The sequence below is a fragment of the Arthrobacter sp. B3I4 genome (genome assembly GCF_030816855.1).
Lineage (GTDB): Bacteria > Actinomycetota > Actinomycetes > Actinomycetales > Micrococcaceae > Arthrobacter.
The window spans coordinates 2,244,945-2,264,552 of the sequence record NZ_JAUSYK010000001.1 but is presented as its reverse complement, the minus strand read 5'-3'; the positions used below and the strand labels follow the sequence as shown (position 1 = coordinate 2,264,552).

The 19,608-nt window shown below is 67.0% G+C and carries 19 protein-coding genes, 2 tRNA genes and 1 pseudogene; 8 read left to right on the top strand and 14 right to left on the bottom strand.

Annotated elements, in window-relative coordinates; genetic code table 11:
* Positions 1-17 precede the first annotated feature (17 nt).
* From QFZ61_RS10835 to QFZ61_RS10800, 8 genes and pseudogenes are all read right to left on the bottom strand, one after another.
* Positions 18-1,340, bottom strand: coding sequence for a glycoside hydrolase family 15 protein (locus QFZ61_RS10835; RefSeq protein WP_373427198.1), 1,323 nt, complete (start codon positions 1,338-1,340; stop codon positions 18-20).
* Between the two features lie 12 nt (positions 1,341-1,352).
* Positions 1,353-1,889, bottom strand: a pseudogene (locus QFZ61_RS10830) (trehalase-like domain-containing protein); the annotation flags it as partial.
* A 422-nt stretch (positions 1,890-2,311) separates the two neighbouring features.
* The gene (locus tag QFZ61_RS10825) at positions 2,312-2,917 is read right to left on the bottom strand and encodes a DsbA family protein (protein ID WP_307038123.1); all 606 of its coding nucleotides are present in this window, start codon (positions 2,915-2,917) and stop codon (positions 2,312-2,314) included.
* A 142-nt stretch (positions 2,918-3,059) separates the two neighbouring features.
* On the bottom strand, positions 3,060-4,340 hold the full coding sequence (clpX, locus tag QFZ61_RS10820; RefSeq protein WP_307035899.1) for an ATP-dependent Clp protease ATP-binding subunit ClpX: 1,281 nt from the start codon (positions 4,338-4,340) through the stop codon (positions 3,060-3,062).
* Positions 4,341-4,549: 209 nt separating this feature from the next.
* On the bottom strand, positions 4,550-5,209 hold the full coding sequence (locus QFZ61_RS10815) for an ATP-dependent Clp protease proteolytic subunit (RefSeq protein WP_307035898.1): 660 nt from the start codon (positions 5,207-5,209) through the stop codon (positions 4,550-4,552).
* A gap of 38 nt (positions 5,210-5,247) precedes the next feature.
* The gene (locus tag QFZ61_RS10810) at positions 5,248-5,853 is read right to left on the bottom strand and encodes an ATP-dependent Clp protease proteolytic subunit (protein ID WP_307038121.1); all 606 of its coding nucleotides are present in this window, start codon (positions 5,851-5,853) and stop codon (positions 5,248-5,250) included.
* Between the two features lie 257 nt (positions 5,854-6,110).
* On the bottom strand, positions 6,111-7,520 hold the full coding sequence (gene tig / locus QFZ61_RS10805) for a trigger factor (RefSeq protein ID WP_307035896.1): 1,410 nt from the start codon (positions 7,518-7,520) through the stop codon (positions 6,111-6,113).
* 68 nt (positions 7,521-7,588) lie between these two features.
* Positions 7,589-7,663 (bottom strand) — tRNA-Pro (locus QFZ61_RS10800).
* A 130-nt stretch (positions 7,664-7,793) separates the two neighbouring features.
* Between QFZ61_RS10800 and QFZ61_RS10795 the strand changes: the two genes are divergently transcribed.
* Positions 7,794-7,864, top strand: a tRNA-Gly gene (locus QFZ61_RS10795).
* 56 nt (positions 7,865-7,920) lie between these two features.
* On the opposite strand, the gene QFZ61_RS10790 is transcribed toward QFZ61_RS10795, so the two are convergent.
* The 3 genes from QFZ61_RS10790 to QFZ61_RS10780 all read right to left on the bottom strand — a co-directional run bounded on the left by QFZ61_RS10790 (position 7,921) and on the right by QFZ61_RS10780 (position 10,456).
* Positions 7,921-8,832 (bottom strand): Fpg/Nei family DNA glycosylase, encoded by a 912-nt coding sequence (locus tag QFZ61_RS10790; RefSeq protein WP_307035894.1) that lies wholly within the window; start codon positions 8,830-8,832, stop codon positions 7,921-7,923.
* Positions 8,832-9,326 (bottom strand): ribose-5-phosphate isomerase, encoded by a 495-nt coding sequence (locus QFZ61_RS10785; protein ID WP_307035892.1) that lies wholly within the window; start codon positions 9,324-9,326, stop codon positions 8,832-8,834. The genes QFZ61_RS10790 and QFZ61_RS10785 overlap by 1 nt, the downstream gene beginning before the upstream one ends.
* A 128-nt stretch (positions 9,327-9,454) precedes the next feature.
* Positions 9,455-10,456 (bottom strand): hypothetical protein, encoded by a 1,002-nt coding sequence (locus tag QFZ61_RS10780; protein WP_307035890.1) that lies wholly within the window; start codon positions 10,454-10,456, stop codon positions 9,455-9,457.
* Positions 10,457-10,597: 141 nt separating this feature from the next.
* On the opposite strand from QFZ61_RS10780, the gene pepN reads away from it, so the two are divergent.
* Positions 10,598-13,150, top strand: a complete 2,553-nt coding sequence (gene pepN, locus QFZ61_RS10775) for an aminopeptidase N (RefSeq protein WP_307038120.1) — start codon at positions 10,598-10,600, stop codon at positions 13,148-13,150.
* 13 nt (positions 13,151-13,163) lie between these two features.
* Entirely contained in the window at positions 13,164-13,649 is a 486-nt protein-coding gene (locus tag QFZ61_RS10770) for an OsmC family protein (RefSeq protein WP_307035889.1), read from the top strand.
* On the opposite strand, the gene QFZ61_RS10765 is transcribed toward QFZ61_RS10770, so the two are convergent.
* Complete coding sequence (locus tag QFZ61_RS10765) at positions 13,637-14,644, bottom strand: NAD-dependent epimerase/dehydratase family protein (RefSeq protein ID WP_307035887.1); 1,008 nt, start codon at positions 14,642-14,644, stop codon at positions 13,637-13,639. The two genes, QFZ61_RS10770 and QFZ61_RS10765, sit on opposite strands and share 13 nt — an antisense overlap.
* A gap of 135 nt (positions 14,645-14,779) precedes the next feature.
* On the opposite strand from QFZ61_RS10765, the gene QFZ61_RS10760 reads away from it, so the two are divergent.
* On the top strand, positions 14,780-15,406 hold the full coding sequence (locus tag QFZ61_RS10760; protein WP_373427197.1) for a mechanosensitive ion channel family protein: 627 nt from the start codon (positions 14,780-14,782) through the stop codon (positions 15,404-15,406).
* Between the two features lies 1 nt (position 15,407).
* Positions 15,408-15,866, top strand: a complete 459-nt coding sequence (locus QFZ61_RS10755) for a globin (RefSeq protein ID WP_307035883.1) — start codon at positions 15,408-15,410, stop codon at positions 15,864-15,866.
* Positions 15,867-15,872: 6 nt separating this feature from the next.
* On the opposite strand, the gene QFZ61_RS10750 is transcribed toward QFZ61_RS10755, so the two are convergent.
* Entirely contained in the window at positions 15,873-16,580 is a 708-nt protein-coding gene (locus tag QFZ61_RS10750) for a Pr6Pr family membrane protein (RefSeq protein ID WP_307035881.1), read from the bottom strand.
* 268 nt (positions 16,581-16,848) lie between these two features.
* On the opposite strand from QFZ61_RS10750, the gene QFZ61_RS10745 reads away from it, so the two are divergent.
* Positions 16,849-17,226, top strand: coding sequence for a GNAT family N-acetyltransferase (locus QFZ61_RS10745; RefSeq protein ID WP_307035879.1), 378 nt, complete (start codon positions 16,849-16,851; stop codon positions 17,224-17,226).
* Positions 17,227-17,268: 42 nt separating this feature from the next.
* The gene (locus QFZ61_RS10740; protein ID WP_307035877.1) at positions 17,269-17,901 is read left to right on the top strand and encodes a hypothetical protein; all 633 of its coding nucleotides are present in this window, start codon (positions 17,269-17,271) and stop codon (positions 17,899-17,901) included.
* Here the strand turns inward: QFZ61_RS10740 and QFZ61_RS10735 are convergent.
* On the bottom strand, positions 17,898-18,557 hold the full coding sequence (locus QFZ61_RS10735; RefSeq protein ID WP_307035875.1) for a hypothetical protein: 660 nt from the start codon (positions 18,555-18,557) through the stop codon (positions 17,898-17,900). The two genes, QFZ61_RS10740 and QFZ61_RS10735, sit on opposite strands and share 4 nt — an antisense overlap.
* 63 nt (positions 18,558-18,620) lie before the next feature.
* Between QFZ61_RS10735 and tesB the strand changes: the two genes are divergently transcribed.
* Positions 18,621-19,601, top strand: coding sequence for an acyl-CoA thioesterase II (tesB, locus tag QFZ61_RS10730; RefSeq protein WP_307035873.1), 981 nt, complete (start codon positions 18,621-18,623; stop codon positions 19,599-19,601).
* Positions 19,602-19,608 lie beyond the last annotated feature (7 nt).

The window sequence follows — 19,608 nt, the reverse complement described above, 5'->3', positions numbered from 1 at the left end:
CCTTTGGACCAACCGCGTCAGTGCGGCGGTTGTTCCCCTCCGTGGAGCCCGGTCCCCGGGCTCTCCTCCCGGATGCGGCGTTCGGCTTCGCTGATCGCCCAGGCTGCATTGACCAGTCCGATGTGGCTGAAGGCCTGCGGGAAGTTGCCCAACAGCTCCCGGCTGTCCGGTGCCACTTCCTCGGCCATCAGGCCAAGGCCAGTGGCGAACCCGGCGGCGCGTTCGAAGACGGCCCGGGCCCGTTCCGTCAGTCCGGCCAGGGCCAGGGCCTGTGCGAGCCAGAAGGTGCAGAGCAGGAACGCACCTTCCTCCCCCGGCAGCCCGTCGTCGCCGTGATAGCGGTAGACCAGGCCGCGCCCGTCGGTGAGCCGCTGCTCGATGGCGTCCATCGTGGCGAGGAAGCCGGGGTCTGTCCCGGGCAGGAATCCGACGATCCCGAGCATGAGCGCCGAGGCGTCGAGCTGCTCGGAGCCGTAGGCCTGGGTGTACGCCCGCACGGCCTCGTTCCAGCCGTGGCTGCAAATCGACTCGGTGATGTCATCCCGGGTCTGCTTCCAGCGCGGCACCCGGTCGGGGGTCTGCAGCACGTCCGCGAGGATGATGGCCCGGTCCACCGCCACCCAGCACATCAGCTTTGAATACAGATAGTGCCGGGGCGCACCGCGGACCTCCCAGATGCCCTGGTCGGGGTTTCGCCAGCGGGCGACGGCGGCGTCGGCTGTGTCGGCAAGGAAGCGCAGGGTGTCCGGCGGCAGGTCCGCGAGGAACTCCGGCATGGTCGCGGCCGCGTCAAGCAGTTCGCCGTACACATCGAGCTGCCGCTGGTCCCAGGCGCCGTTACCCACCCGCACCGGGGCGCTGGACCGCCAGCCGGGCAGATGGCTGAGCACCCGCTCGGGCAGGTTCCGCTCGCCGCCGATGCCGTACATGATCTGCAGTTCCTCGCCGCCCGCGAGCTGCCGGGCGGCAGCCGTCGCCAGGAACTGGAAGAAGTTACCGGCCTCGTCCGGGCACGCGGACACCCACAGCGCCTGCAGTGTCATACTGGCATCCCGTACCCAGGTGTAGCGGTAGTCCCAGTTGCGCGTCCCGCCGGCCACCTCCGGCAGCGAGGTGGTCGGGGCGGCGACGATCGCGCCGGTCGGGTAATAGCTGAGCGCCTGTAGCACCCGCCCGCTGGCAGCCACCAGTTCCTGCCAGGGTCCTCGGTAGTTCTGGTGGATGCCGGACCAGCTGGTCCAGCCTTCCAGGGTGTCAGCGAGCCGGTCTGCCATTTCCTGCTGGCCCCAGAAGACCGGCTCCTCCCCCGGGCCGCGCTGGCGGTGCAGGGCGAAACTCATGACGTCCCCTGCCTGGAGCTGAACGACGGCGCTGGCCGTGCCGCCGTCGAGTGCGAACGGCACCGGCGCGGACAGGGTGAGTTCCTCTGTTCCCGTTTTGACCAGAAGACCGCCGTCGACGTTGAGCAGCTCTGGCCGGAGCAGTCCGTAGTCCGGCCGCGGGGCAAAGCCAAACCGGACCTTAACCGACCCCGCGGTGCAGGCGAGCCTGCGCAGCAGGGTTCCGGGTGAGGCCTGGCCGAGGTCATGGCCGCGCCGCCCGGGGCCAAGGACCAGGGCGTCCGTGACAGTGAGACTGCCCTGGCCGGTGGTGTGCAGGGACTCCAGGACCATCGAGGGGCCCAGGTAGCGCCGAGTGGTCGAGTAACGTCCCGCCGGCCGGATCGACCAGTGTCCGGCGTCCTGGCCCAGCAGCCGCCCGAAGACCGAGGGGCTGTCGAACCGCGGGAAGCACAGCCAGTCCACCGACCCCGCGGCGCTCACCAGCGCCGCGGACCAGCAGTCAGAGAGCAACGCGTAGTCGGCGATGGGCTCGGTACTCATGGGTCTACTCTGAAGCCATTTTGACCCTGCCGCTACCGTGGGCGGGAAGAGTTTCGGGCAGGCGTCCTCGGGCGGACGGTTTTCAGCCGAACGTCCTCGGGCGGACGGATTTCGGGCAAAGGGGAAGCCCCATCAGCTTTTCGCGGTTGGTGGGGCTTCGACTTTCGATTGCCACGTGACGTCTAAGGCAGTCTGGCGGGATCCTTGGACTTTCAGGTCTTCCTACCTCGTCACTGGTAGCCATCATCTGACTTTGCCGAAGGCTGCGTCGGATGAGTGTCACTGAATCTTTGGTTCCCGCGTCCCGCTTCTTTCGAAGTGGGTAAGTTCTATTGTTCTCCCGGCATCACACATGCACAAGGGCCCCGGACGAACTACAAGGGAGTAGTTCATCCGGGGCCCTGGCGCGTCCTGCCGTGGCAGCGCGCCTAGTCGAAAACGGGGCTTTCGGTGCGGCTGCGCTTGAGCTCGAAGAAGTACGGGAAGGATGCCAGCGCCACGGTGGCGTCCCAAAGCTTCCCGGCGTCCTCGCCGCGCGGAATCCGGGTAAGCACCGGTCCGAAGAAGGCGGTTCCGTTGAACGCGACCACCGGCGTCCCGACGTCCTGGCCGACCAGGGAGATGCCGGTTTCGTGGCTGGACCGCAGCTGGGCGTCAAACTCATCGCTCTGGCCGGCGGCTGCGAGCTCGACGGGCAGGCCGACCTCGGCCAGCGATTTGGTGATGACCTCGGCGATGTCCTTGTTGCCCTCGTTGTGGATCAGGGTGCCCATGGCGTCGTAGAGCGGCTTGATGTACTCATCGCCGTGCTTGTGGGCGGCGGCGACAATCACGCGTACCGGCGCCCAGGCCTTGGTCAGGAACTCCTTGTAGTCGGCGGGCAGTTCGTCGCGGCCTTCGTTGAGGACGGCCAGGCTCATCACGTGCCATTCGGTCTTGATGTCCCGGACGTCTTCCACTTCCGAGATCCAGCGCGAGGTGACCCAGGCGAAGGGGCACATCGGGTCAAACCAGAAGTCTGCTTTGTTCGTCATGTTTTCAGGCACAGGGGTTCTCCTTAGGACGTGGGCGGCGAGTGTGCACCGGCACTCCGCCAGCAGCTGTGGCTGTGACGGGACGGCGCGTCATTAGGCACAGCGCGCCCCCGGGAAGATATATTCCGGGCGCGGGCCGGAATCAGGCGGACTTTCGCCGTTTCACGTCGTGCGGAACCAAGGTGGGTGCTGCCTTGTTGGCCACCACGTCCTCTGTGATGACCACGCTGGCAACGTCGTCGCGGCTCGGCAGGTCGAACATGACCGGCAGCAGGACTTCCTCCATGATGGCCCGGAGCCCACGGGCACCGGTGCCGCGTTCGAGGGCCTGGTCAGCGATCACATCCAGCGCCTCGTCCTCGAAGACGAGTTCGACGCCGTCGAGCTGGAACATCTTCTGGTACTGCTTGACGAGGGCATTCTTCGGCGTCGACAGGATCTGGATCAGCGCTGCCCGGTCCAGGTTGGAGACTGTCGTGATAACGGGCAGCCGGCCGATAAATTCAGGGATCAGACCGAACTTCAGCAGGTCTTCCGGCATGACCTCGCCGTAGGAGTCCGAGTTGTTCTTGACTTCGTTCAGCGGGGCACCGAAGCCGATGCCCTTGCGGCCGGAGCGGGACCCGATGATCTCCTCTAGGCCCGCGAAAGCGCCGGCCACGATAAAGAGCACGTTGGTGGTGTCGATCTGGATGAATTCCTGGTGCGGGTGCTTGCGGCCGCCCTGCGGCGGGACCGAGGCGACGGTCCCCTCCAGGATTTTCAGGAGCGCCTGCTGGACGCCCTCGCCGGAAACGTCCCGGGTGATCGAGGGGTTCTCGCTCTTCCGTGAGATCTTGTCGATCTCATCGATGTAGATGATTCCCTGCTCGGCCTTCTTGACGTCGTAATCCGCCGCCTGAATCAGCTTTAGCAGGATGTTCTCAACGTCCTCACCCACGTAGCCGGCCTCGGTGAGGGCGGTGGCGTCGGCGACCGCGAACGGGACGTTGAGGCGGCGGGCGAGGGTCTGGGCCAGGTAGGTCTTGCCGCAGCCGGTGGGGCCGATCAGCAGGATATTGGACTTGGCGATCTCGACGTCGTCGTGGTGGCCGGCGTCGGCCAGCGTGCCGCTCTTGGGGGCATGGCCGGCCTGGATCCGCTTGTAGTGGTTGTAGACGGCGACGGCGAGGGACCGCTTGGCGGGCTCCTGGCCGATCACGTATTCCTGCAGGAAGTCGAAAATCTCGCGGGGCTTGGGCAGTTCAAAGCTGCCGAGGTCAGCTACTTCTGCGAGCTCTTCTTCAATGATCTCGTTGCAGAGCTCTATACATTCGTCGCAGATGTAGACGCCGGGCCCGGCAATGAGCTTGCGTACCTGCTTCTGGCTCTTTCCGCAGAAAGAACACTTCAGCAGATCGGTGCTCTCGCCAATCCGAGCCATATGGAAACCCCTTTGTATCTTGCTGCCGGGTGGGTCGTGCTCCTGTGCAGCATTGCACCCGTTACTGGAATCACGGACGTTCCTCTCGGGACACCCGCCGTGACATGTTCCACTCTAGGTCACTTTCGGCCTGATGGGTGGAAAGAAGACGCCGGTGCGGCCCGATTCTGCTGAGCTGCACCGGCGTCCTGGTGTTGAACTGCCTGTTGTTACCGGCTGATGGCCTGCGGCTTGATCTTGCGCGAGTCAAGCACCTGGTCGATCAGGCCGTAGCTCATCGCCTCGGCGGCGGTGAGGATCTTGTCGCGTTCGATGTCGTTGTTGACCTGCTCGGAGGTGCGGCCGGAGTGCTGAGCCAGCGTGTCCTCGAGCCAGGAGCGCATCCGCATGACTTCGGCGGCCTGGATCTCCAAGTCGGAGGCCTGCCCGCCCTGGCCGCCGGAAAGCGCCGGCTGGTGGATCAGCACGCGGGCGTTCGGCAGGGCCAGGCGCTTGCCCGGGGTACCGGCGGCCAGCAGCACCGCGGCGGCGCTGGCTGCCTGGCCGAGGCAGACCGTCTGGATCTCCGGGCGGATGTACTGCATGGTGTCGTAGATCGCCGTCATTGCGGTGAAGGAGCCGCCCGGTGAGTTGATGTACAGCGTGATGTCCCGGTCCGGGTCAGTGGACTCGAGGACCAGCAGCTGCGCCATCACGTCGTCGGCCGAGGCGTCATCGACCTGGACGCCCAGGAAGATGATGCGGTCCTCAAACAGCTTGGTGTACGGGTCCTGGCGCTTGAAGCCGTAGGGGGTGCGCTCTTCAAACTGGGGCAGCACGTAGCGGCTGGTCGGCAGGTTACCGGCAGTCGATCCGAAGTTGTAGTTCATGTTCTTTGCTCCTGAAGTCGGTTCTGTCTGCGTGCCGGTTAGTTTTCGGTCTCGGCGTTGGTTCCGCCGCCGCCAGCCACGGACCCGGCGTGTGCCGCGATCTTGTCGAAGAAGCCGTATTCGAGGGCTTCGGGCGCCGTGAACCACTTGTCGCGGTCGTTGTCCTTGAGGATGGTCTCCACGGTCTGGCCGGTCTGCGCGGCCGTCAGTTCGGCCATGACCTTCTTCATGTGCAGGATGAGCTCGGCCTGGATCTTGATGTCGGAGGCGGTGCCGCCGATTCCGCCGGAGGGCTGGTGCATCAGGATGCGGGCGTTCGGGGTGGCGTAGCGCTTGCCCTTGGTGCCGGACGAGAGCAGGAACTGCCCCATCGACGCAGCCAGGCCGGTTGCCACGGTGACGACGTCGTTCGGGATGAACTGCATCGTGTCGTAGATGGCCATACCGGCGGTGACGGAGCCGCCGGGCGAGTTGATGTACAGGTAGATGTCCTTCTCGGGGTTCTCGGCCGAGAGCAGCAGCAGCTGCGAGCAGATCGCGTTGGCGTTCTCGTCGCGGACCTCGGAGCCGAGCCAGATAATGCGCTCTTTCAGCAGGCGGTTGTAGATGTAGTTGTCCTGGGCTGCCGGATCGACGGTAGCCATCCGGGGTTCCCCTGCTTGCTGTGACATGTGTATAACCTCTCGCTGGCGACGGTGACGCCACTGAACGGCGCCACTGAACTTTCCTACATGGACACTAACGGTTTTCGCGGCCGCTTTGTGCTCAGCCCCCGGGCTGTTCGCTGACGGCGCACGTTTGCCCCGGAGGCTTCGTCCACGGCTTAAAAACCGGCCTTAAATGCGGCACCCCCGGATCGGTGATCCGGGGGTGCGGGCGGGAACTGCGGGGACTGTGCGGCCTAGAACTTCACTGCCGCGGGGTCATCGCTCTTCGGCTCTTCGACGGCGGTTTCTTCGGCTGCTTCGCCCTCGACGTCTGCTTCCTCGAAGGACGCATCCTCGAAGGAAGCCTCTTCGCCGCCGGGGCGGACGAAGTCGCTCAGGTCAACCTTGTTGCCCTCGGAGTCGGTGACCTCGGCCTGGCCGAGGACGACGGCGAGTGCCTTACGGCGGCGCACCTCGGAAACCATCATCGGAACCTGGCCGCTCTGATCGATGATCTGGGCGAACTGGTTCGGGTCCATGCCGTACTGGCTGGCGGTGGTGACGATGTAGTCGATCAACTCGTTCTGAGTGACGTTGACTTCTTCCTTTTCCGCGATGGCGTCAAGGATGATTTCGTTCTGGAAGGCCCGCTCGGTGTTGGCCTTGACCTCGGCGCGGTGCTCCTCGGTGTCGTGGTCGCCTTCACCGTGGGAGTTCTCGGCGCTGAAGTGCTGCTCAAGCTGCTCTTCGACGACGGATTCCGGGACCGGGACCTCGACGAGCTCGACGAGCTTGTCCAGCACCTTGTCGCGGGCCTCGACGCCCTGCTCGACGGTCTTGGAGTCGGCGGCCTGCTTGGCGAGGTCCTCGCGGAGCTCGGCCAGGGTGTCAAACTCGGACGCCAGCTGGGCGAAGTCGTCGTCCGCCTCGGGGAGCTCGCGTTCCTTGACGGCCTTGACGACAACCTTCACCTGAGCGGACTCGCCGGCGTGGTCACCGCCAACGAGAGTGGTGTCGGAGATGGCGTCTTCATCGGCGCTGAGCCCGGTGACGGCCTCGTCCAGGCCCTCGAGCATGGTGCCGGCGCCGACCTGGTAGGACAGGCCGGATGCGGAGTCGACCTCGGCGCCGTCGATCGTGGCGGTGATGTCGATCGTCAGGAAGTCGTTATCGGCGGCCGGGCGGTCAACAGACTTCAGCGTGCCGAAGCGGCCGCGGAGTTCGTCGAGGGCCTTGTCGACGTCGGCGTCGGAGGACTCGGCAGCGGCGACCTCGACCTTGATGCCGGCGTAGTCCGGGAGTTCGATCTCCGGGCGGATGTCGACCTCGGCGTGGAACTTGAGCTCACCGTCGGTGGCGGACGGGTCCGGGACCTCGGTGATTTCAACCTCGGGGCGGCTCAGCGGGCGGATGCCGGTTTCCTGCACGGCGGCCTGGTACCAGCCGTTGAGGCCTTCGTTGATGGCCGTCTCCAGGACGTACCCGCGGCCGACGCGCTGGTCGATGAGCTTGGAAGGGACCTTGCCCTTGCGGAAGCCGGGGACCTGGATCTGCGAAGCAACAGTCTTGTATGCCTCTGCGATGCTGGGCTTCAATTCCTCAAAGGGGACCTCAACATTGAGCTTGACCCGCGTGGGGGTGAGGTTCTCGACAGCGCTCTTCACAGTCTAAGTACTCCTGGTTTTGGGGGATGGGGTTCTGCAATGCCACAGCTGTGGCAGCTGCTGCAGAGTCGGGGTGACAGGATTTGAACCTGCGACTTCCTGCTCCCAAAGCAGGCGCTCTAGCCAAGCTGAGCTACACCCCGTAAGTGCACAGAACAGTCTACGGTCATCATGTGGCCATTTGCACATTTGACACCGGGGCTCTGCATTGGGTTTAGTTATATCCGGCTTCAACAGCCGCCCGGAAGTTTGCTGGAGTTCCAGTAAGTTCCCGGGGACGTAGCTTAATGGTAAAGCCTCAGTCTTCCAAACTGATTACGCGGGTTCGATTCCCGTCGTCCCCTCCGAATATCAGGAAGCAGGGCCCCTCACCGGGGGCCTTTTTTCGTTCCCGGCCGGCTCAGCCTTGCTGGCAGGCCGGGCACCAGTAAAGTTTCCGGGCACCGTGCTCCGTCAGAGCCACGGCCGTTCCGCAGTCCCGGCATGCCTGGCCCTGCCGCCGGTACACGAAGTGCGCGTCCTCCGGCTCGGGCAGCCCGCCTGCGGTGTCCGCCCAGTAGCGCGCCGGGGTGGTGATGATCCGGCCGTCGCGCACGCCGTCGGACATCAGGGCAACCGTGTCGTCCCAGAGCAGCGCGGCCGCTTCAGGCGGCAGTGCCGTTCCGGGCAGCCAGGGGTCCAGCCGTTGCCGGAACAGCAGTTCGGCCCGGTAGACGTTCCCGACGCCGGCAATCACCTTTTGGTCCATCAGCAGGGTGGCCAGCGGGGTGCGCTTCTTCGCCAGGGCCGCGAGAAAGCTGTCCCGGTCGCCGGGCTGGTTCCGCAGCGGATCGGGACCCAGCCGGGCGGTCACGGCAGCGGCCTCGGCATCGGTGAGCGCCTCGCAGGTGGTGGCCCCGCGGAGGTCGGCCCAGCCGCGGCTGCTCGCCAGGCGCACCCGGACGGCGCCCACCGGAGCCGGCGGCCCGGCGTACTCCCCGTCCCCCGGGTGCTCGCTGTCCCCGCCGTCGTCGTAGACCTCGCGCTCCCCTATTCTGCGGGGCGCGCCGATGCTGGAGGCGCCACGGAAACCGGCGTCCCCGCCGAAGTCCCAGGCGCCGTAGAGGCCCAGGTGCACATGCAGCACCAGGCCGTGCTCGAAGCGGAGGAACAGGTGCTTGCCGTGCGCCTCGGACCCGCTGAGGACGTGGCCGTCAAGCAGCGCCGCGCCCTGCACGAAGCGCCCCTGCGGGCTGGACACGGCCAGCCGCTCCCCCACGAAGACGTCCGCGAACTGCCGGGCCAGCCGGTGGACGGAATGCCCTTCCGGCACTACTCGACAACCTCGCCGGTGGCCTCGTAGGCGGCGATCTTGCCGATCCGGCGGACGTGGCGCTCGTCGTTGCTGAAGGGTTCGCTCAGGAAGGCCTCAATGATCTCCGTGGCCTCGTCAACGCTGTGCTGGCGGCCGCCGACAGCGACGACATTGGCGTCGTTGTGCTCGCGGGCCAGCTTGGCCGTGGAGAGGTTCCAGGCCAGGGCGGCCCGGACGCCTTTGACCTTGTTCGCAGCGATCTGTTCACCGTTGCCGGAGCCGCCCAGGACGATGCCGAGGGCCGGGGTGCCGGCTGCCAGGTCAGCCACGACGGCGCGGGCGGCGTTGATGCAGAAGGAGGGGTAGTCATCCTGTGCGTCATAGACCTTCGGGCCGTGGTCGACTACCTCGTAGCCCTTGGCGCCCAGGTGCCCCACGAGGTGGGCGCTGAGTTCCATGCCGGCGTGGTCGGTGGCGATGTGGACGCGCGGGAAGTCGGGGGCAGAGGCCATGGGGACGGTCCGTTCTGTGGGCGCCGGAGAACTTCCGGCGCGGCTGTTCAGGGTTACTCCAAGCCTACTCGGGCTGTCGGAGCGGCGTCCCGCCGGTTCGCACACCTGCCCGCGTCCCGCCGGCCCGCTCAGCTGACCGGGGTCCCACCGTTGCGGCGGGCCCGGGCCGCCACCCGGGAGAGCACCTGCGCCACGTTGTCCGCGGCCGTCACGCTGCCGCCGCTGACTGCCACGCGGCGGCCGTCGGAGCGGTCCACGACGACGGCGGGCCCGCTGGCGACGAGCATCGCCGTCGTGCCGCCGTGGCTGCGGTAGCCCCAGCCGCCGAAGTCGGCGGCCTTGATCTGTTTCGGGGTGGCCGCCGAGATCGCGCCGGCGGGCACGTCCAGGACCCGCACGAACCCGGCGGCGAAGACCCGCAGCCCGCTGCGGTCTACCCGGATCCGGGCGAAGAGGAACAGCGCCGCCAACACCGCGGCAGCCACCAAAAGAGCTGACAGCCAGGGAACCGCGATGCTCAGCAGGGCCGCCGGAAACAGCGTGGCGATCGCCAGCATCACGAAGACGGAACTGCGGGCGTGGACCCAGAGGCTCATGGAGTCCTTGGCCAGGTCGGGGTCGAGTTCCCGTTCCAGCGCCGCCTGCACGGCCCGTTCGTCGTCGGCGGACCACCGTTCGTCCGCTTTGAAGACGAAACCCATCACGACGCCGAGGCCCAGCGCCGCACCGCTGCCCATGGCCAGGATGGTCACGTCCACTTTGGCTTCCCTCGCGTTGGCCAGGCCCAGCTGGCCGACCAGCACCGCGGCCAGCACGGCGGTGACGAAGAGACTCACCGTAAGCCCCATACCCATCATGAACCGGCGCAGGAGCGCCGGGCGGGACAGCGGCGCTGCCTGCAACAGCACAGCCCAGCCGATCAGCACGATCATGGCCGCACCGACCCCCACCACCGCTCCGAAGGGGGCGAAATCAACAGCGCCCGCACCGGACCAGCGGACGGCCAGCGGCTCGGGCAGGTTCGAGCGGATCAGAAGCGCGCAGACCACGAAAGCCGCAGCCAGGGCAAGGGGGAAGCCCACGGCGAAGCGCAGGGCCCTGACATCAACGGATTCCCGAAACTTTCCCATGCCACAACGCTACCCCTGCGCAAGCTGCCGGGAGGCTTCGGGCGGGACCGGCTGACTTGCCAACCACCCGGGGCGTGAAAGAATGATTTCACGTATGGATTCTCCCGTTCCCACCACTCCTGGAGGCACCCCTTGCCCGGTATGAACCTCACCCGCGCCGAGGCCCGCGAGCGCGCCGCCCTCATCGCCGTGGACTCCTATGAAGTCAGCCTCGACCTGACCCGCGGCGATAAGGTCTTCGGCTCCACCACCGCCGTCAGCTTCAGCGCCAAGCCGGGGTCCTCGACTTTCATAGACGCCGTGACCCACACGGTGCACAGCGTCACGCTCAACGGCCGCGAACTGGACCCGGCGGAAGTTTCCGACGGCATCCGGATCCAGCTGCCGGACCTTGCCGTCGAGAACGAGCTGCTGGTCGTCGCCGACGCCCCCTACATGAACACCGGCGAGGGACTGCACCGCTTCGTGGACCCGGTGGACAACGAGGTCTACCTGTACACCCAGTTCGAGGTCCCGGATTCCCGGCGCATGTTCGCCGTCTTCGAACAGCCCGACCTCAAAGCCAGCTTCACCTTCACCGTCACCGCACCCTCGCACTGGGACATCATCTCCAACTCCCCCACCCCGGCACCGGTCGAAACCATTCCCGGCGAAGACGGCACTGCACGTTCGGTCTGGGAATTTGCCCCCACGCCCCGGCTTTCCTCCTACGTCACGGCGCTCATCGCCGGTCCGTACCAGTCCGTCCGCAGCGAAGTGACGTCTGCCGACGGAAAAGTCACCCCGCTGGGGGTGTTCGCCCGCAAGTCGTTGATGCAGTACCTGGACGCGGAGAACATCTTCGAACTCACCCGCCAGGGCTTTGAGTTCTTCGAGGCCCAGTTCGGCTGCCCGTACCCGTTCGAGAAGTACGACCAGCTCTTCGTCCCGGAGTTCAACGCCGGCGCCATGGAAAACGCCGGCGCCGTCACCATCCTGGAAGGCTACGTCTTCCGCAGCAAGGTCACCGACGCCCAGGTGGAACGGCGCGCCATCACCGTGCTGCACGAGCTGGCGCACATGTGGTTCGGCGACCTGGTGACGATGCGCTGGTGGAACGACCTTTGGCTCAACGAATCTTTCGCGGAGTACATGTCCCACCTCGCCGCCGTCGAGAACACCAAGTTCGACGCCGCCTGGACCACCTTCGCGTCGGTGGAGAAGTCCTGGGCCTACCGCCAGGATCAGCTGCCCACCACGCACCCGATTTTCGCCGAGATCAACGACCTGCAGGACGTCGAGGTGAACTTCGACGGCATCACCTACGCCAAGGGCGCCTCCGTGCTCCGGCAGCTGGTGGCCTGGGTGGGGCCGGAGGAGTTCATGGCCGGCGTCCGCGAATACTTCCGCAAGCACTCCTGGCAGAACACCGAGCTCAGCGACCTGATGATCGAACTGGAAAAGGCCAGCGGCCGGGACCTGGACCACTGGGGACGGCTCTGGCTGGAAACCGCCGGCGTCAACACGCTCAAGCCCGAACTGACCGTCGGTGAGGACGGCACCATCTCCTCCTTCGCCATCCTGCAGTCAGCCCCTGACGCGCAGCCGACCATCCGCCCGCACCGGCTCGCCGTCGGGTTCTACAACCTGGACGACGCCGGAAAGCTCGAGCGTGTGCACCGCGAGGAGCTCGACGTCGACGGCGAACGCACCCCGGTTCCGGCGCTGGCCGGGCTCGCGCAGCCGGACCTGATCCTGCTCAACGACGACGACCTGGCCTACGCCAAGGTCCGGCTTGATCCGAAGTCGCTGGCCACCGCCACGGCGCACCTCAAGGACTTCAGCCGGAGCCTGCCGCGGACGCTCGTCTGGGGCTCGGCCTGGGACGCCGCACGTGACGGCGAAACCCCGGCCCGCGGCTATGTGGAGCTGATCCTGGCCAACATCGCCGAGGAATCCGACTCGTCCGTCATCCTTGTCCAGCTCCGCCAGCTCGCGACGACGCTGAACTTCTACGTCGCCGCCGAGCACAAGGAAGCCACCGCGACCGCCGCGGCCGACCGGCTCTGGGAGCTCGCGTCCCGGGTCCCGGCCGGCTCCGACGCGCAGCTGCAGTTCGTCAAGTCCTACGCCCTGCTCGCCCGCAGCAGCGCCCAGCTGGACACCGTCACCGGCCTGCTGGAGGGCACTGTGGAACTTAAGGGCCTGACCGTGGACCAGGACCTGCGCTGGGAGCTGCTTACCTCCCTGGTGGTCGGTGGCCGCGCCGGGCAACCGGAGATCGACGCCGAGCTGGCCCACGACAACACCGCCACCGGCCAGAACGCCGCGGCACTGGCCAAGGCCGCGATCCCCACCGCCGAGGCCAAGGCAGCTGCCTGGGAATCGATTGTGGTCAAGGGCGAACTGTCCAACGCACTGCAGGGCTCGGCGGTCGCCGGCTTCACCCGGGTACTGGACACCTCGCTGTTGGAGCCGTACGCGGAGAAGTACTTCGACGCCGTTCCGGGCATCGTGAAGAACCGAACCCACGCGCTCGCGCAGCAGATCGTCGTCGGGCTTTACCCGGCGCAGCTGACCACGCAGGCGACCGTGGACCGCACCGACGAGTTCCTGGCGGCGCTACCGGAAGACAGCGCCGCGCTGCGCCGGATGATGCTGGAAAACCGCGACGGCGTTGCCCGCGCCCTGCGCGCCCGCGCGGCTGACGTCTAGGACCGGAGGCGGCATGAGCCTGGACGAGCACCATTACGCCCTGACCGTCCGCTGGACCGGGAACCTGGGCGGTGGGACCTCCTCTTACCGCGGCTACTCCCGGGACCACGACATCGAGATCCCTGGGCTGCCCGTCCTGAAGGGCTCAGCGGACCCGACGTTCCACGGCGACCGGGAGCGGTACAACCCCGAACAGCTGCTGCTGGCCGCGCTCTCGCAGTGCCACATGCTGTCCTTCCTGCACGTGGCCGTCAAGCACGGCGTGGTGGTGACCGGCTACGAGGACCGGGCGGAGGGCGTCATGCGGACCAACCGGGACGGCAGCGGGCAGTTCGAGTCGGTCACGCTTAGGCCCCACGTCACGACGGCGGCCGCGGTGTCGGCGGAGCTGCTGGCGGAACTGCATCATGCGGCCAACGCCGTCTGCTTCATTGCCCGGAGCGTCAACTTCCCGGTACGGCACGAGCCGTCCGCCAGAGTCGAGGGTCAGGCGGGCTGAGTTTCTGCCCGGAACTCCTGCAGCAGCCGGCGCTCCGTGTCGGGGCTGAGGCCCGCCTTGCGGCCCCGGCCGAGCCCGCGGCGCCGTTCGTCGGCCAGGGTGTCCTGCAGTGTTTCCTGCCACGGACGCAACCGCAGCCCCGCCGACAACGCCGCGGCATTGCGGCGGGTTGCAAACCCCTCGTGGTCCGGCGGCAGCCACAGGGGAAGCGACTCGGGCCCCGCCCAGTAGTTGACCCCGTGTGCGACGAGCCAGTTGGCCGGGACGGGCACCACCTCGGCGGCCGCTCCTGCGACCTGCCGAGATTCCTCAAGGTAGTCAGCGAACGGCACCGGTTCACCGACGGCGTTCAGCGCGCCGGTCACACCGCTGGCCGCTGCGGCGAGCAGCCAGGCGGCAAGGTCCCGGACGTCGATGATCTGCGTGGCGTCCGCCGGGATGTCCGGGGCGAGAACCGGCGCGGCGTCCCGCGCAAACCGGGCGGGCCAGTAGCCGTAACGGTCCGAGCCGTCGCCGGGTCCTCCGATCAGCCCGGCACGGCACAGGTGTGCTTTGTCGGCAGCGAGCTCCGCCGTCGCGTGCTCAATGGCTGACTTCGCCTCGCCGTAATTCTCCGCCGTGGCTTCGCTGCTGGCGGCGAGTGGGGGCAGCAGGGCCGCGTCCTCCGCCGCGCCGGGGACAGAATGGTCGGCGTAAACCGAGCAGCTGGAGACGAACGTCCAGTGCCGGGCGCTTCCGGCCAGAGCTTCCAGCGCCTCCACCGCGAACCGCGGCTCCCGGGCGACGTCGATGACGGCGTCCCACTCCCCCGCAGCAACGGCCGCGTCGTAGGCCGACGGCCCAAGCGAACGGTCCGCCTTCAGCCAGGTCGCACCCTCGGGCGGCGCGGAGCCGGTTCCGCGCGCCAGGCACAGCACGTCGTGGCCGGCGGCGAGCGCCTGCCGGGCGATTTCTGCGGACAGGAAGGCGGTGCCGCCGAGGACCAGAATGCGCATGGGGCCACGCTACGGCGGTAAAGTTGACCTTGGCCAGAGACTAATGCGCCGAACAGAGACTTATGCGCCCGGCGAACGCGGGCGTGCCCAAAGGAGCAACCCCCGCTGATGTACCGTCTGACCGCCGCCGAGCCCATGACGCCGCCGGATATTTCGTCCATCAATCTGCCGGGCGTCCTGATCAGCATCGGGGTCGGTGTCGCGGCGTGGCTGGTGGCATCCTTCGTGATCGTGCGCATCACCAAGCGCGTCGCCGCGGGCACCACCTTCTTCAAGAAACCGCATTTCCGCTGGGTGGCGCCGGCACTGCGCGCCCTGGACCACCAGCGCCGCGAACAGCGTGCCAATACCATCGGGTCGCTGCTCAACAGCGTGGTGAGCGTGCTCGTCGTCGTTATCACGGTGATGTACGTGCTGCAGAACCTCAACGTGAACATCGCCCCGCTGCTGACCAGCGTCGGTATCCTCGGCGTCGCGATCGGTTTCGGCGCCCAGCAGCTGATCCGGGACTTCCTGGCCGGCATCTTCATCACCATCGAGGACCAGTACGGGATCGGCGACGTCATCGAGACCTCGGAAGTGGTGGGCACGGTAGAGTCCATGGGACTGCGCATCACCCGTGTCCGGGCCGACGACGGCACCGTCTGGTACCTGCGCAACGGCGAAATTCTGCGGGTGGGCAACCGCTCGCAGGGCACCTACGTGCCGGTCACCCCGTCCGACGACGGCGCTCCGGCACCCCAGCAACAGGCCGGAGAATAAAATGACCATCCCCATTGCCGGTGAACCCCGCCAGCCGAAACAGCTGATGCAGAACGATCCGTTCAGCCGGCCCGGCTACACGGACAACTTCTACGACGCCGTCGGCGGCCACGAGACTTTCGTGAAGCTGATCGACGTGTTCTACGACGGCGTCGCCACGGACCCGCTGCTTCGCCCGATGTACCCGGAAGAGGACCTGGCGCACGCCAAGCGGCGCTTCCTGATGTTCCTGGAACAGTACTGGGGCGGGCCCACCACGTACGGGGAGGAACGCGGCCACCCGCGGCTCCGGATGCGCCACCAGCCGTTCCGCGTCACACCCGAGGCCAAGGACGCCTGGCTGCACCACATGCGCACCGCCGTTGATGCCCTCGAGCTGCCCCCGCTGTATGAAGGAACGCTCTGGGACTACATGGAACGCGCGGCCCTTTCGATGGTGAACAGCCCCTCCGGAGCCTGAAAACTGTCAGCGCCGTTCCGGCGGGGATGCAAGGGACGCCCGGACGTTTCCCGCAACATGCAGGAGAACCGCGACGACGAGGAACGCGGCGAGCACCTGCGCCGTCGTCGTGAGCGCAGCGCCCCAGCCGCCGTCGAGCGTTGGATCGAGGAAGTCGTAGACGTACCAGCCGTCGATGCCTCCGCGGACCCACGAGAAGATCAGGAAAGCGGCCGGATAGCCGAGCCACGCCAGCGGACGCCACCACCTGCCGCGTACCGTCCGGGTCACCAGCAACCAGTCCAAGGCGGCGAACAGCGGCGCCAGGCGGTGGTGCACAAGTTGGGGCCAGTACAAGTCGACGCTCCACCACGGCTCACCGGGCGGCGCCACGAGGACCACGTAGATGATGCCCGTCATCACCAGATACAGAGCCAGGGCACCGAACAGCCGGTCCCACCACCACGGCAGCCTGGCCCGCGGCCGGGCGGCCGAGACCACGAGCACCAGTCCGAGGGCAAGGTTCGATTGCACCGTGAATTCGGAGTAGAGCTGGGCGATGTCGACGTCGTTGCCGGGGAGCGTCGCATCGTACGTTTTCTGGACCAGGGCGGCGAGCACGAGGACGCCGACCACGAAACGCAGGACCCGGATCCAGTTCTGGTCCGGGTGCATTACCCGGTTGAATTCAGGGTGCCGTCCGACCGGTGGATCCAGCACCGACATGCCGCTCATTTGCCCAGTATGGCAGGCGGGTCAAGACCGGCCGGGTCCCTCAAACGCTGGCCACCTCCGCCGCAACGTGGCCCTGACAGATGGAAAGACCCGGAGGCACTTGGGGGAATGCATCCGGGTCTTTCTGCCTAAATAATACCCGCTGGGGTATGGAGCAGCAAGTGCTGTGGACCCCGTAGGCTGAGGCAATGATCACTATCCGCGAGGATTAGCTGGGGACCGGCCCGCGCTAGCGGCGCTCCGGGCGTCCTGGACCGCGGAGCAGGACTTGACCCCGCATAGCGCCACGTCGCTGGAGCAGGAGGACTTCGACGCGACCTTCAGCGAGTGGCTCGACGCCAACCCGCGCAAGTTCTTCCTGGCCGAGGAAAACGGCCACGCCGTCGGGATGCTGAACCTGATGGTTTTCGAGCGGATGCCCAAACCCGGCACGGTACCCTCGCGCTGGGTCTACCTGGGCAACGTTTACGTGCGTCCCGCTTTCCGGAACGCCGGCGTCGGGGCCCGGCTGGTCGAAGCGGCGATTGATTTCTCCCGGGACATCAAGGCCGTGCGTATCCTGCTTTCGCCGTCGCCCGCTTCGCGGACCTTCTACGCCCGTCTCGGTTTCCAGCCGGCGGAAGCGTTAAACGTTCTCACCTTGTGAGCTTCACTTTGTGGTCTGCCCGATGCGGCTAGGCTGACCGGCATGGCGATCATTCATCAAGCGCAACTGCAACCGACCAAATTGGAACTCCTTGAGGGCTGGCTGCCTGGTCGGCCCTGGTTCACGGCTAAGGGGTCCGGCGTCAGCAAGGTGGGAGCCTTCCGCTTCGACGACCCGGCAGGTGAGGTCGGCCTCGAAACCATTCTTGTCGCCGCAGACGAGGACGTGTACCAGGTGCCTCTGAGCTACCGTGCTTCTCCCCTGGCTGGCGCAGAGGCGTTTCTCGTCGGGACGATGGAGCATTCCGTCCTCGGAAAGCGCTGGGTTTATGACGCCTGTGCAGACCCGTGCTACGCCGAAGTTCTCGCCGCAACAGTCCTCACCGGCCAGCCCCAGGCAAATCACTACCTGGACGTGGACGGGAGGCTCGAGGTGATGCCGGAGTCCGTCGTGGTGGGCAGCACCGGGCCGTTCCTGGCCGAACGGCCCGCAGTCAGGCAGATCACGGCACGTGACACTGCCACGGGGACGGTGGTCCGGGCTGGGGATTTGGAAGTGCTGGTCAAACGCAGGCTCGACATTCCGGCGCAGCCCGCCCCGGCCCGGTCCATGACCGGAACCTGGGAGGGCCAAAGCGGTCCGGTGATTTTGGCTGTCGCTGCGGGCGGGGCCTAAAGACCCGAACCCGTCCGGACGAGGACATGGCCCCGGCCGCTGCTGAGCCGGAACCAGCGGCCCGCCTGGAAGAGGGCCTGCTCGCCGTCGCCGAGGAAGCCCAGGGTCAGTGCCGCAAACGCTGCCCCGGCAGGCAGCCCGCCGGCGTCGGCCAGCGCCCGCCCCCAGACGGTGGCCCTAGCGTTGTTAACTATCAGCGCGCCGGGTTTGTCCGGGATGATGCCGGCGATCTCGGTGATGCCTGCTTCCGCGGCCTGCCGCAGCGCCAGGTCGGAAAGCGTCCCACGCTGCACCCAGCCGCTGCGGGGCGCCCCTACGCCGGCCCAGGACTCGGTGACGGTCATCGGCGGCACCGGGAGTTCGACGTCGTCCGCGCCCGCACGCGCCAGCCGGTCCAGGACGGCGGACAGCGGGACCGTCACATCGAGCTCGGCCGGCTCTGCGAGCCCCACGGTCCGCAGCCCGAGGATGGTCGGCGTCGCCTCACCCAGCAAACGCGGCCGCAGAACGCACACATAGGCGGCCAGGACCGGTCCGGCCGCGCTCAGCCGGATGGCGCCGTCGTCAACGGCCCTGGCCCGGGTGGCAAACGTGCGCAGGTCATCAAGGTCCCGGTGGTCGGTGAACTGCAGGGGCTGGGTTAGGACGTCAGACACAATCCCGACTCTACCGGCTGTGCCTCTTTTGAGCCGCGCCGGGGTGCCGTCTAGAGTCAAACCATGACTGAAGCCGAAGCAGGAATGCCGGGGTTGTCCCTTGAGGACCCCACCACCTCGCTCATCGAACTGCTGAACCTCGGTGAGCTGGAGGGCGCACGCACGGACGAGGACATTTTCATCGGCCCGTCCCAGAAGCAACCGAGGCAGCGCGTCTTCGGCGGTCAGGTACTGGCACAGTCCCTCGTGGCCGGCAGCCGCACCGTACCGGAAGGGCGCGGCGTGCACTCCATGCACGGCTATTTCCTCCGTCCCGGCGACGCCAACAAGCCGATCACCTTCGGCGTCCAGCGGCTGCGCGACGGCCGCTCCTTCTCAGCCCGCCGGGTCCACGCGTACCAGGAGGGCACGCCCATCCTGTCGATGATCGCGTCCTTCCAGGACGAGGACGAGGGAATTGAACACCAGACCGAGATGCCGGCCGGCGTCCCCGACCCGGAGTCGCTACCGAGCACCGCGGACCTGCTGGGCAAGTACGACCACCCGGTGGCCCGGCACTGGGCCTACGAACGCCCCTTCGACATCCGCCACGTTGACCCGGCCCTGTACGTGTCCGCGAAGGGCCCCAAAGAGGCCCGCAACGCGGTCTGGATGCGGACCTTCGGACGCATGCCGGATGATCCGGAGCTGCACCGGGCGGCACTGGCATATGCGAGCGACTACACGCTGCTCGAGTCGATCCTGCGCAAACACGGCATGAGCTGGATTACGCCCGGGATGTCCGTGGCGAGCCTCGACCACGCGATGTGGTGGCACCGCCCGGTCCGCGTGGACGAATGGCTGCTCTACGTGCAGGAGTCCCCCAGCGCCCAGGGGGCACGCGGCCTGGCCACCGGGAAGATCTTCAGCCGCGACGGCCGGCACGTGGCGACCGTGGCCCAGGAGGGCATGATCCGGGTGCCGACCGACTTCAAGAACAAGGTCAAGGGCGCCGTCCAGACGAAGGTGCTGGAGCACCAGATGCGCAAGGCCGACCGGGGCTGACCTAGAC